Source organism: Urechidicola vernalis (genome assembly GCF_031846385.1).
GTDB lineage: Bacteria > Bacteroidota > Bacteroidia > Flavobacteriales > Flavobacteriaceae > Urechidicola > Urechidicola vernalis.
In genome coordinates this window covers 1-13,533 of record NZ_JAVRHV010000001.1, presented here as the reverse complement: position 1 = coordinate 13,533, position 13,533 = coordinate 1, and the positions used below count along the sequence as shown (strand labels likewise).

Below are 13,533 nucleotides of genomic sequence, written 5' to 3'. Positions count from 1 at the left end.
GTATTATGAAAAATTGGGTCCTATTTGTTATTACTGCGGTTGTAGTATTTTTACTCGGTATGTTGGCTTCAAATGTTATCAACAGAAAAAATGAAGCTAAATTTGCTTATACTCCAAAAGTAACCATCGGCGAAAATGAGCCTAGAAATGATGTTTGGGGAAAAAATTTCCCAAAGCAGTATCAATCGTATATCCAAACCTTAGATACAACTTTTGCATCGTATCAAGGCGGAAGTAAAATGGTAGATTTATTGGAGCATGACCCCTTGCTAGTTGTTCTTTATGCCGGATATGGTTTCTCTAAAGATTACAACCAAGGTCGTGGACATTATTACGCTATTGAAGATTTACAAAATACCTTGCGTACAGGTGCACCTGCTGGACCAGATGATGGACCAATGCCAGGGACTTGTTGGGCATGTAAAAGTCCAGATATTCCAAGGTTGATGAATGAGCAAGGTATAGCAGAGACTTATGCTGGTAAATGGGCAAGTAAAGGTCATGAAGTTGTAAACAATATTGGATGTGCAGATTGCCACAATCCAAAAGATATGAGTTTACAAATTACGAGACCTGCTCTGATTGAAGCATTTGAAAGTATGGGTAAAGACATTTCAAAAGCAACACATAATGAAATGCGTTCTTTAGTATGTGCTCAATGTCACGTAGAATACTATTTCAATAGCAAAACTCCAAAGGAGGGTGTACCATATTTAACTTTCCCATGGAAAAACGGTATGTCTGTTGAAAATATGGAAGAGTACTATGACAATATTGATTTTAAAGATTGGGAGCATTCTATTAGTAAAGCCCCTTTATTAAAAGCACAGCATCCAGGATACGAAGTTTATATGACGGGTATTCACGCAGATCGTGGTGTATCTTGTGCCGATTGTCATATGCCATATAAGAGTGAAGGTGGACAGAAATTTACAGACCACCACATTCAGTCACCTCTAAACAATGTTGCTAATTCTTGTCAAGTATGTCATAGAGAGGAAGCGAATAAGTTGATTGAGAATGTGTATACACGTCAAAGTGCAGCAAACGAAAATAGATTAAAATTACAAGAGCAATTAGTGAGAGCACATATTGAGGCTAAAAAGGCTTGGGATTTAGGTGCAACTGAAAAACAAATGGAACGCATTATGCAAGGAATTAGACATGCGCAATGGCGCTGGGATTTTGCAGCTGCTTCTCATGGAGGATCTTTCCATGCTCCAGTTGAAACTGCTCGTATTATTGCATCGGCAATGGATGTTGCTCAAACTACAAGGATAGAATTGACGCGTTTATTAGCAGAATTAGGATATACGGATGCAGTACCAATGCCAGACATCTCTACGAAAGCAAAAGCACAGGCTTTTATTGGCTTAAATGCTGAAAAAATGTTGGCTGATAAAAAAGTATTTAAAGAAAATGTAATTCCGAAATGGTTAGAAAAAGCGAAAGAACGTGAATCTAAAATGGAAATAAAATCTGGTGTAACTCCGAAATAAACACCTTAAAAACTTAATGAAAAAACTCATTACTGATCACAATCGGTTTTGAGTTTTTTTTAAGCCATACTTAAACTACTATACCATGTCAAAAATTATAAAAATACTTTTCTCCCCTAAATTAGCAGTACTGGCTTTATTTTCATTTGCCGTTGCAATGGCAACAGCAACATTTATTGAAAATGATTTTGGAACTCAAACGGCCTTTACTGTTATATATAAGGCATGGTGGTTCGAAATGATTATGGTAATTTTAGGATTGAATTTTTTAGGGAATATGTTTAAATACAAACTATTCCGAAAAGAAAAATGGAGCGTTTTACTTTTTCATATATCATTTATTGTAATTCTGATTGGAGCTGGAATAACAAGATATGTAGCTTATGAAGGTATTATGCGGATTAGAGAAGGTGCAACATCTGATGTGATTATTTCGGATAGAGTATTTGTTCAAGCACATATTACAGATAGTAATGGCAAGACCATTAATATTCATAAAGAAAAAACCTTCTCTCCCATTCAAAAAACATCATTTAGTATAAAAAATGATGAATTATCAAAACCAGTTCATTTAGAATTTAAAGAGTTTATTACTGATGCTATTCCTGAGGTTATTGATTCTGAAAATAAAGGAGAGCCCCTGATTCAAATGGTGGTGTCCGCTGGAAATGGGCGTGAATCTATGTATCTAAAAAAAGGGGAAATAGAACGTTTAGGTGGGCATGGTCATGAGTTGGCCTTTGAAAATGAAAATTCTAAAGAACTTAATATAATTGAAGAAGATGGTGTTTTAAAACTAAAACCCAAACAACAAGTTACCTTTTTTGAAATGCAAACTCAAAATGCAGGAAACCTTGTATTAGATAGTTTACAAGTCTTAAAAGAACGTGTTTTATACCGATCTGCGGATTATTCTTTTGTAATCATGTCTTACCATCCGAATGCAGAAATTAAAATGGTATCTGGCGCTGAAAAAAAGAAAGACAATGATGAACTGAAAGATGACGTGTTAATTTTAACAGCAACAGTAGGGAATACAACTGAAGATGTCTCCATATTGTATAGACATGGTGCCTTGCCTATTTCTGAACAAGTAGAAATTGAAGATGTCAGCTTAAACCTTGCCTATGGTGCAATTCCACTTAAAACACCATTTCAAATAAAACTAAATGATTTTCAATTAGAAAGATATCCAGGCTCAACCAGCCCATCTTCGTATGCAAGTGAAGTAACCGTTATAGATAATAACGAAGAAACTCCTTACCGAATCTTTATGAACAACGTATTAGATTATAGAGGTTATAGATTTTTTCAAGCCTCGTATGATACCGATGAAAAAGGAACGGTTTTGGCTGTCAACCATGATAGAGCTGGTACATTAATTACATATTTAGGTTATTTTTTAATGACTTTAGGCATGCTTTGGACCTTGTTTGGAGCGAACTCTAGATTTGGAATTATTCGCAAGAAACTTCAAAAAATTAATGCAAAAACAACTGCAATTATTGCATTGCTCGTATTTTCAGCATTACAATCAGGTTTTGCCCAAGAATCTAAAAATTTAGATAGTTTAGTACAATCACAGGTTGTATCAAAAGAACACGGCGCAATTTTCGGAAGAATATTGGTACAAGATTTAGATGGACGTATAAAACCTATTAATACACTAGCTTCTGAATTTTTACGTAAAATTTCTAGAAAAACAACGTTCAAATACAACGATACGAAATTAGATGCCAATCAATTGTTTATTGCATTACACGGTAATCCAAGATTATGGACAGACATTCCTTTAATTAAAATTGACAGGCAAAAAGGCGGGAAATTATTTGATAGTATTCCATATCATAATAATAACCTAGCGGCATTTAATGATTTTTTAGATCTGCAATCTGGATATATTCTAGAAAAACAAGTAGAAGAAGCCAACACTAAAAAACCCGCAGAGAGATCAGAATTCGACAAAGAAATTTTAAAAGTTGATGAACGCTTTAATATACTTTTCAATATTTTCTCCGGAAACTACTTGAAAATATTCCCTAAACGAAATGATGCAACAAAAACTTGGTACAGCCAAAATCACACTTTTGAAGATTTTAACGAAGAAGACGCCGGTTTTGCTCAAGGAATCTTAACACAATATTTTGCAGAAGTAAGTGAGGCCAAAATTTCAGGTGATTGGGCTCATGCGGAAGATAAACTAGCCTACATTCAAAAATTTCAAGATGTATTAGCTGAGGATATAATTCCATCAAAACAATTAATTGAAGCGGAGCTATGGTATAACAATATGAACCTATACTTATGGTTATTTATTACATATTTTGTATTTGGTACTGCATTACTATTGTTAGCCGTAACTCGAATATTTTCGCAAAGTAAATTTGTTAAGACTTTATTTAACCTACTCTTATTAATAATATTTTTAGCATTCTTACTACATACTGGTAATCTCATTTTGAGATGGTATGTAGCCCAACATGCACCATGGAGTAATGGTTACGAAATGATTACGTTTGCCGCATGGTCATTAATGCTAATTGGAATTATTTTCTATAAAAAATCTGACTTTGTATTGGCCTTGGCTACAATCTTTACGGGAACACTTTTATTTGTAAGTTATTTAGATTGGCTAAGTCCTGAAATTACAAATCTAATGCCCGTGTTAAAATCGTATTGGTTAAAAATACATGTTGCCACAATTATTAGTAGTTATGCTCCATTAGCACTATCAGCACTTTTAGGTTTAATGGCGTTGATTTTAATGATCATTAGAAATGATAAAAACAAAAAAATAATTGATATTAAGATTAAAGAATTGAGTTATATCAATGAGTTATCTATGATTATTGGATTATTTATTCTATCAATAGGGACATTTCTAGGAGGCGTTTGGGCAAACGAATCTTGGGGTCGTTATTGGGCTTGGGATCCAAAAGAAACTTGGGCATTAATTAGTATGATTGTGTACGCTGCTATTTTACACTTTCACTTAATTCCTGGATTGAAAGGAAGATTTACACTAAACGTGGCAAGTGTATTTGCATTCTATTCTATAATTATGACTTCTTTTGGAGTGAATTATTATTTAACCGGATTGCACTCCTATGCGACAGGTGACCCGGTTCCAATTCCAAAATTTATTTATGTTGTTACTGCAATTGTAATTGCGCTATCGATTACCGCATATTATAGACAAAGGAAAACATCAAAATAAACCCAATTGACCTGTTGGATTTACATCAATTGGTGTCGCTATTAAATTTTGACTATACGGAAACTTATATTTTTTATAATCATTCCCGTTTAACCAATTATGCTCATCTTGTCGGTTCAAAATAATTGGCATTCGTTGTTTGGTATTATGAATTTTAGACATTAAGTCATTGGCTTGCGTGGTTACCATCGTATAACTCCGTAGAATATCTCCGGTGTCATCTGTCCATTGTGTATACAGTCCTGCAAATGCAAATAGTTCTTGATTTGGTAAGGTAATCTCGTATTTCTGTTTTTTAGAACCACTTTTATTTAACCATTGCCATTCATAAAACCCATCCGCTATAATTAGGCAACGGTTTTGTACTACATCTTTAAAAGATGGCTTTTCATCTAAAGTCTCAATTCTTGCATTTAAAGTATAGTGTCTAAATGATGTGTCGCTAGCCCACTCTGGTACCAAACCCCAATTATACATTGAGATTTTTTCAGGATTCTTATTAGTAATAATAGGTGTTTCAGGGTATTCAAAAGCCTTATTCAATTCCAATTCCTCTATATGAAGTAAGTCTTCTACATTTACTCTGAAGCGTTCTTGAAGCTCTTCTTTCTTTTTAATTAAACGCGTTTGATAGCACATTTTCTTCAAAATTTATATTCTCAAATTCAGTACCTAAACTTGTTAATGTAATTTCTTCATTCTTTAAATACGAATTTAGAATGCGCTTTACATCTCCATTATCACGTTGCATTAAAAGTGCATCTTTATAATCCTTTGGCCTATATATACCGTTTACTGGCAAATAACCGAAACCTCTATATATACTATTGGTTATCAATACAAAGGCTATTTCTTCTGATGATCTTCCCTTTTCTTGAATGATAAAATTATCGGCTTCGTACTTAACCGAAGCAATGGCTTCTAGCACTCTATCATTATAATCTTCGACAGCTTCTTCTTCTTTACAAATTCCTTTGCATTGTTTAATTTGATAATGAAAACAACGTTCTACATTAGTTTGCAAATGACAATACTTTGGACACAACTCAAATTCCTCACACAACTTCTCTAAAAATTGTCTACATGCTGCGTTATTATAAAACTTTATCAATGGATTTTTAACCAATTTTAAGGAGTTATAGGCTAAATGAAGTATGCCCTTACGATCTTCATAAGCAAATAAGCCAATACTCTCTCTTGCTCTTCGTTGTGCGCGATTGTATTTTGGAAAGAAATGTTTAATCTCTGATGATTCTAACAACAACGCCAATAATTCACTTCCTGTTTCCTTAAAGGTAATATTTGTAATTTCTAAACACATGGCCACTTCCTTCTTGGCTTTGTCATAAAAATGACTCAATACTCGTTGCTTTATATTATTGGCTTTACCGACATAAATTATAGCTCCCTTGGAATCATAAAAATAATAAACACCTTCTTTAGTTGGCAAACCATCAACAATATCTTTGCTTAGTAGCGGCGGTAATGTTGCTTGTCTAGATCTGGGATTCAAAAAGGATTCAAACACACGTTTATCATCCAAGTTCAATAATTTCTCAAACAAAATAGTAGTAGCCTCTGCATCCCCTCGTGCTCTGTGTCTATCAACAATTGTAATATTTTCAGCAGCACAAATGGCTCCTAAACTATAAGATTTCAATCCTGGTATTAATTTTCGAGACAAACGCACAGTACAAAGTTTCTTTCGTTTAAAGTCGAAGCCCAAATCTTTAAACTCACTATGAATAATATTATAATCAAAATTAACATTATGTGCTACAAAAATGGTATCCTTAGTAATCTCTGCCACCTTTTTTGCTATTTCATAAAACTTAGGTGCATTCTGTACCATAGCACTATTAATACCGGTTAAATTGGTAATAAATGGCGGAATGTAAGCCTCGGGGTTTACAAGGGTTGTAAATTCATCTATTACCTTTTCTCCATCAAAAATAAAAATGGAAATCTCTGTAATTTTAGTTCCTCCGGTAGTTTCTATGTCAATTATGGCGTAATTCAACTTACCAGTCTTTCTAAAGATTTTAACTCTACTCCTAACTCATTAAACATATTAGCAATGCTGCTTATTTTTAGTTCATGTTCCTCATATTCTTGGGTATTGATACTACAGGTAAATTCCCATAATTCCATTATTTCATCAACTGGTACATGATAAGGGTCATACTTTTTGTTATCTGAGGCCAATAGCAATGTACCATGCTCTTCAATATGGTCGTATACACGTTTATACACTAACCCATCATTCAATGTTAAAACAATATATGTTTTCCCATTTCTAACATCACGTACATCCTCAATAAAACGCGCTACTACATAAGAACCGCTTTTTACAGGTAACATAGAATCTCCTTTAATAGGAAATGCTCTATGCGTTCCTGTAGGCAAAAAAGGCAATTTAATTTTATTTAAATGCTCTATATATTCTGGATCTGCATACCCTCTTAAATAACCTGCCGATGCTTCTACCGGCACAATTTCTATCAAATCTTCATCGGTACCATCCACAGTAATCGGAAATAAAACACGGTGTTGCCCTATTTCTATAAAAGAATCATCTTCCGATTTTGACAAATCATTCTTAATTAAAATATCTATCGGAATCTTAAAATAATCCGACAAGCCCACCAAAAAATCTACTGGAGGTGTAGCTCTGTTTTCTTCATACGAACTAATGCGCGAACGCGACACACTTAAATCATCTCCAAACTGTTCTTGCGACAAGTTTTTAAGGCTTCGTATATGTTTTATGTTTCTTGCTAAAAAATTCATTATGCTAATTTAGTGAGCAAGACTTGCTCATATATTTGGCTAATTTAGCAAAAAATATTTTTCCTACCCTATTTTTCTAAAAAATGTATTTAAACACGCATACATATTATAGTTTACGCTATGGCACTATCGACTCAAAAACCCTTATAAAACAAGCAATAGACAGCCATTTAGAAGCAATAGCACTAACAGATATTAATAGTACAACGGCAGCATTAGATTTTGTGCGTTTGGCACAAAAAAATGGGCTTAAACCTATTCTAGGCGTCGATTTTAGAAATAATACCTCCCAAAAATTCATTATGATTGCTCAAAATGATAACGGCTATTTTCATATCAATAAGTACCTGTCAGGATTCTTACATCAAGCAAATTTTAAAATTCCAAATCGTGCTAAGTTTTTGCCAAATACCTACGTAATTTACCCCTTTCAAAATGATTTTTTTGAATTAGAATCACATGAATTTATAGGCGTATGTCCGCAAGATTTAAACACCCTTAAATTTTCTAAATGGAAACAGTACTTACATAAATTAGTAATTCTAAAAACAGTTACATTTTTAAATAAAAAAGGATTCAATACACATCGCCTATTACGCGCTATAGATAACAACACTCTACTCAGCAAACTCCCTGAATCTGAACAAGGCTCTGAAACGGATATCATGTTACCAATTGAAACACTTAAAAGTTTATATGCCGAGTTTCCAAAACTTATAGAAAATACCCAACATATCTTAGACACTTGTAGCATTACCATTGATATTACCGCAACTGTTTCTAAAAATCAACAGACATACACCCATAATGCATCATTAGATTTTAAACTTTTGAAGAAATTGGCCTATGAAGGCCTACATTATCGGTATAAAAGAATTGGAAGGCGTGTTTTTAATCGATTAGAAAAGGAATTGTCAATCATTAAAGAAAAAGGCTTTGTTTCCTATTTTCTCATCAACTGGAAGATCTTAAAATATGCCCAAAGCAAAGACTATTTTTATGTTGGTCGTGGTAGTGGTGCCAATAGCGTGGTGGCATATTTATTACGTATTACCGATGTAGACCCTATAGAGTTAGATTTGTATTTTGAACGATTTATTAATTTATACCGTACCAATCCACCCGATTTTGACATCGATTTCTCTTGGCGAGATCGTGATGATATAATGCATTTTATTTTTAAGCGTTTTAAGCACACTGCACTTATTACCGTATACAACACCTTTAAATATAAGGCTTCTGTGCGTGAATTAGGTAAAGTCTTTGGTTTGCCAAAATCAGAAATAGACAAACTCTCTAGTGGTGCTTTTCAGGTAGAACAACTCGATAAACTTTCAAAACTGGTATTGATTTATAGTAAATACATTCAAGGTTTTCCTAATTATTTAGGAATTCATGCAGGTGGCATCTTAATTTCTGATAAACCCATACATAACTATGTTGCAACATTTATGCCTCCTAAAGGTTTTTCTACCGCTATGTTTGATATGGTGGTGGCAGAAGATATTGGTTTATACAAATTCGATATTTTGAGTCAACGAGGGTTGGGAAAAATACGTGAAACTGTAGATATTATACACTACAACAACCCTGAGTTACCACCCATAGATATTCACGATATCAAACGCTTTAAAGAAGATGTCAGAATTAAAAATATGCTTAGAAAAGCAAAAGCCATTGGCTGCTTTTATGTGGAGTCTCCTGCTATGCGGATGCTTTTGAAAAAATTAGAAGTAGATAATTATTTAGGTTTGGTTGCTGCTAGTTCTGTAATTAGACCTGGGGTAGCTAAATCTGGAATGATGCGCGAATATATTCAACGCTATCGCGACCCCAAACGACGTAAAGATGCACATCCTATTTTATTAGATATTATGCCAGAGACCTATGGCGTAATGGTTTATCAAGAAGACGTGATTAAAGTGGCGCATTATTTTGGTGGTTTAAATTTAGGAGAAGCCGATATGCTACGTCGTGGTATGAGTGGTAAATTTAGGTCTCGAGAAGAATTTTTAAAGGTCAAAAATCAGTTTTTTGAGAATTGTAAAAATAAAGGGCATAGTTCACAACTCACCACTGAAATTTGGCGACAAATAGAAAGTTTTGCTGGCTATGCTTTTGCAAAAGGACATTCGGCTTCTTATGCTGTAGAAAGTTATCAAAGCCTGTTTTTAAAAGCCTATTACCCCTTAGAATATATGGTAGCCACACTCAATAATGGTGGTGGATTTTATCGCGCAGAATACTATGTACATGAAGCACGCATGAATGGAGGGGTTATTCATTCAGTACATATTAATAAATCATATTATCAAAACTATATAAGAGGAAATGATATTTATTTAGGCTTTATGAACTTACATTCGTTTGAATCTAACAACGCGCAAAAATTAATTACAGAACGAACTAAAAATGGTTCATTTATAGATTTAGATGATTTTATAGACCGCGTGACTATTTCATTAGAACAACTCACCATTTTAATTAAAGTGAATGCTTTTGCTTTTATGCAGCGTAACAAACGTGAACTGCTATGGGAAGCCTATATGAAAGTAAACAAAGTACCAACCGAAGAGCACGTGGTTACACTTTTTAAATCAGAAAAAATAACGTTTGATACGCCTGAATTAAGTGCTGCTCAATATGAAGATGCCTTTGACGAATTACAATATATTGGTTTTCCGTTGTGCAATCCATTCTTGTTATTGAAGAATCCAATTGAAAATAGACTATTAGCCAAAGATTTACTCCAACATCTTAATAAAATAGTTACAGTATATGGTTATTATGTAACGGCAAAAAAGACACCCACTTCTAAAGGCGATTTAATGTATTTTGGAAATTTTATAGATTTTGAAGGTGATCATATAGACACGGTGCACTTTCCTCCTATTGCTAAAAAGCACCCATTAAAAGGTCGTGGTGTGTATGAAATAACAGGGAAAGTCATTGCTGAATTTGACTGTGTAAATATAGAAGTTTCCTACTGTGAAAAACTTGCCATTATTCAAGATCCTCGATATGTTGATGAAACAAAAATCATAACAACATGACACAGTTAAAGAGATCTATAGTACATATGGATTTAGACACTTTTTTTGTGTCTTGTGAACGCTTGATGGATAGCAAACTAAATAATAGGCCGGTACTAATTGGTGGTACCTCTGATCGCGGTGTGGTAGCATCTTGTAGTTATGAAGCACGTAAATATGGAGTGCATTCTGCTATGCCTATGCGTATGGCAAAACAATTATGTCCTGAAGCCATTGTACTTAGAGGAAATTCTGGAGTGTATACCAAGTATTCTAAACTAGTTACTGACGTTATTAACGATAGTGTTCCATTGTATGAAAAATCTTCTATAGACGAGTTCTATATCGATTTAACTGGAATGGATCAGTTTTTTGGCTGCCATCAACTAGCATCTGAATTGCGAAGTAAGATTATGAGCGAAACAGGATTGCCTATTTCATTCGGGCTCTCGGTTAACAAAACAGTTTCTAAAATTGCTACGGGCGAAGCCAAGCCTAATAATGAACTCAAAATTGATACCGGTACCGAAAAACCATTTTTGGCTCCACTTTCAGTGCGTAAAATTCCGATGGTAGGCGAAAAAACATATACTACACTGTGTGATTTAGGTATTAAACGCATACAAACCGTACAAGAAATGCCTGTAGCAATGATGACCAAAGTATTTGGAAAATCCGGTGGAACTATTTGGAAAAAAGCCAATGGTATAGACAATACACCAGTAATAAAATATCATGAGCGTAAATCTATTTCAACCGAGCGTACGTTTGACAAAGACACTACAGATGTAGCAAAACTGAAAAGTATTATTGTGGCTATGGCAGAAAATTTAATTTATCAATTACGCAGAGGTGATAAATTGACTGCCTGTGTAACCTTTAAAATTCGTTATTCCGATTTTCAAACCTATACCAAACAAAAACGAATCCCATACAGTTCTTCTGATCATACTATTTTACCTATTGTAATGGATTTATATGAAAGCCTCTACCAACGCAGGTTATTGGTGCGGCTAATTGGAGTGAAATTTAGCCATTTGGTAAGTGGTGGGCATCAAATTAACCTATTTGAGGATAATGATAAAATTATGAGTCTCTACCAAGCCATGGATAAAATGCGTGAACGCTATGGAGATCGTAAAGTAATGCGTGCTGCTGGCATGGATGCCAAAAGTATTAGTCGGTGGAACCCTTTTAATGGCGAGCCTCCACCTTTATTAGCAAATCGCAGAAGATAGATCAATTCTTAATCAAACGTAAAGCCTCTCTCCTACTTAAATTATTTAATTGGACAAAATTAGCAAATTCAACCACCCATTTAGGATTTGTTCTACTATATTCCCTTAATACCCAACCAATCGCCTTATTTATAAAGAACTCTTTACTACCTAATAATGAAACTATTGTAGTTCTCAACAATTCCCTATCCATTTCTGATTTGTATTTTAATTGAAATAACAATGCTGATCGTTGCAACCAAATATTATTCGACTCCAACCATTTTCGAACATAAATATTCCGTTGTTCAGGAAATTTCTTAAAATAAGTTCCCAACAGTTTAACTGCGATAAAATCAACTGTATCCCACCAAGATTTATGAGTTATCATATATTCGTATAAAACAACGTCATTCCTTTCTTGAACTTTTACATATTTAAAAGCCAACTCTTGTCCAAAATACTGAAATTCCCGCTGCGGTCTACCCCATAACTCACTTACGAGATCAGCAACTTCTCCTTTCTCAGGCAAATATGCTTTTACTAAAAAAGGTTTTTGCAACTCTCTTCTTAGAGGTGTCTTTAGCCCAAAGCATTTAAACTGATTCCGCATATAGGCCATTTGCTGTTCCGCAATAGCAACATCAGCATTACGCTTAAATTCAGTTTCTAATGTATTTAAGTATCCAGATTCTGACATTTTGAATAATTTAAATATTCGTGAAGATCATAATAAAATTAGTCTATTTATACCAACTAATCACAATCACTATTCAATTCATGTGAGTCTGACTTTGATACCATCGGAATATTTTGAACTGTACCAATCTTAATACAAGACAACTCCGGGTTATCAAATACTCTTAGATCCTCTAACATCATATTATTACTCACATCAAGATACGTAAGGGAATTACTCGTAATATATAAGTGCGTTAATTTTACATTATTCTCTAAACCAATATTTTCAATGTTATTTCCAGAAATCAATAATGTTTCTAAGGAAGAGTTTGTACTAAAATCGACAGATTCTAGTTGATTACTTGGCATAAATATATGTTCTAGATTAATTGCACCATCCGTATCTAGAGATACCAAATTATTATGGCTAAAGTGTAATATTTCAAGTGATTCATTATGAATACTAAACTCTTCAAAATTGTTCCAAGATAAATCCAAGTCTTTCAAATAATCCAAATTAGCAAGGCCATCAATGGAATTGAGATTGTTTGATTGAATGTCAATAAAAATCAAATTTCTATTGTGGCTTAAATCAATGCTCGAAATACTATTTCCAAGTAGATATAAAGTATCCAACGAAACATTCTTACTTAAATCAACACTTTCAATATTCTGATTTGCTGATGATAAGAATTTCAAATTTACAAAGCCTTCAATTCCCGATAAATCATCAATCCTTTCAAATTCTGTTGCTACATTCAAATCTAAATAGGTTGCTTTTTCCGCATCTTTTCTTAACATCTTCTCATTTATCAATCCATCAGTATCAATTCCTTGCTCTATAAGTTTTCCTTCAAAATTATTATCAGGAATATGTATGTACAGATCGTTTGTAGGTTCTAGATCATCATTTGAACAAGAATAGAGTGCTAAAAAGAAAATAATTAAAATACTGGTATTTAATTTAAGTTTGGTCATAGTTAATTTTTTAAGACCACGAACTTAGCGCGAAAAAACGAAATCAAATTCTTAAAATACGTTAATGTTTTTATAAATAAAACTAAAAACTAAATACTCATAATTCTCTAACAATAAGC

At 33.6% G+C, this 13,533-nt stretch carries 9 protein-coding genes; 4 read left to right on the top strand and 5 right to left on the bottom strand.

All coding sequences use genetic code 11. The annotated features are described in order from the left end of the window. The first annotated feature begins 5 nt into the window (after positions 1-5). Both nrfA and RM519_RS00040 read left to right on the top strand, forming a co-directional pair. Positions 6-1,499: an ammonia-forming cytochrome c nitrite reductase gene (gene nrfA, locus RM519_RS00045; protein WP_311591396.1), complete on the top strand. Its 1,494-nt coding sequence runs from the start codon at positions 6-8 to the stop codon at positions 1,497-1,499. A gap of 85 nt (positions 1,500-1,584) precedes the next feature. Continuing rightward, positions 1,585-4,716 carry a cytochrome c biogenesis protein gene (locus RM519_RS00040; RefSeq protein WP_311591393.1) on the top strand — a complete coding sequence of 1,044 codons (3,132 nt, stop codon included), beginning with the start codon at positions 1,585-1,587 and terminating at the stop codon, positions 4,714-4,716. On the opposite strand, the gene RM519_RS00035 is transcribed toward RM519_RS00040, so the two are convergent. The 3 genes from RM519_RS00035 to RM519_RS00025 are packed head-to-tail and all read right to left on the bottom strand — an operon-like array spanning position 4,708 to position 7,506. Then, a complete protein-coding gene (locus RM519_RS00035) occupies positions 4,708-5,355 on the bottom strand; it encodes an SOS response-associated peptidase (RefSeq protein ID WP_311591391.1) in 648 nt (215 codons plus the stop codon). The two genes, RM519_RS00040 and RM519_RS00035, sit on opposite strands and share 9 nt — an antisense overlap. Next, positions 5,330-6,736 carry a 3'-5' exonuclease family protein gene (locus RM519_RS00030; protein ID WP_311591390.1) on the bottom strand — a complete coding sequence of 469 codons (1,407 nt, stop codon included), beginning with the start codon at positions 6,734-6,736 and terminating at the stop codon, positions 5,330-5,332. The genes RM519_RS00035 and RM519_RS00030 overlap by 26 nt, the downstream gene beginning before the upstream one ends. Continuing rightward, positions 6,733-7,506 (bottom strand): XRE family transcriptional regulator, encoded by a 774-nt coding sequence (locus tag RM519_RS00025; protein WP_311591388.1) that lies wholly within the window; start codon positions 7,504-7,506, stop codon positions 6,733-6,735. Before RM519_RS00025 ends, RM519_RS00030 begins: the two co-directional genes overlap by 4 nt. Positions 7,507-7,589: 83 nt before the next feature. Here RM519_RS00025 and RM519_RS00020 point away from each other — a divergent pair, with 83 nt between their 5' ends. Both RM519_RS00020 and dinB read left to right on the top strand, forming a co-directional pair. Next, entirely contained in the window at positions 7,590-10,559 is a 2,970-nt protein-coding gene (locus tag RM519_RS00020) for a DNA polymerase III subunit alpha (protein ID WP_311591386.1), read from the top strand. Next, on the top strand, positions 10,556-11,776 hold the full coding sequence (dinB, locus tag RM519_RS00015) for a DNA polymerase IV (RefSeq protein ID WP_311591384.1): 1,221 nt from the start codon (positions 10,556-10,558) through the stop codon (positions 11,774-11,776). Before RM519_RS00020 ends, dinB begins: the two co-directional genes overlap by 4 nt. Position 11,777: 1 nt before the next feature. Here dinB and RM519_RS00010 read toward each other — a convergent pair whose 3' ends face one another. Then, positions 11,778-12,455 (bottom strand): DNA alkylation repair protein, encoded by a 678-nt coding sequence (locus RM519_RS00010; protein WP_311591383.1) that lies wholly within the window; start codon positions 12,453-12,455, stop codon positions 11,778-11,780. A gap of 56 nt (positions 12,456-12,511) precedes the next feature. Further along, positions 12,512-13,414, bottom strand: a complete 903-nt coding sequence (locus RM519_RS00005) for a leucine-rich repeat domain-containing protein (RefSeq protein WP_311591381.1) — start codon at positions 13,412-13,414, stop codon at positions 12,512-12,514. Positions 13,415-13,533 lie beyond the last annotated feature (119 nt).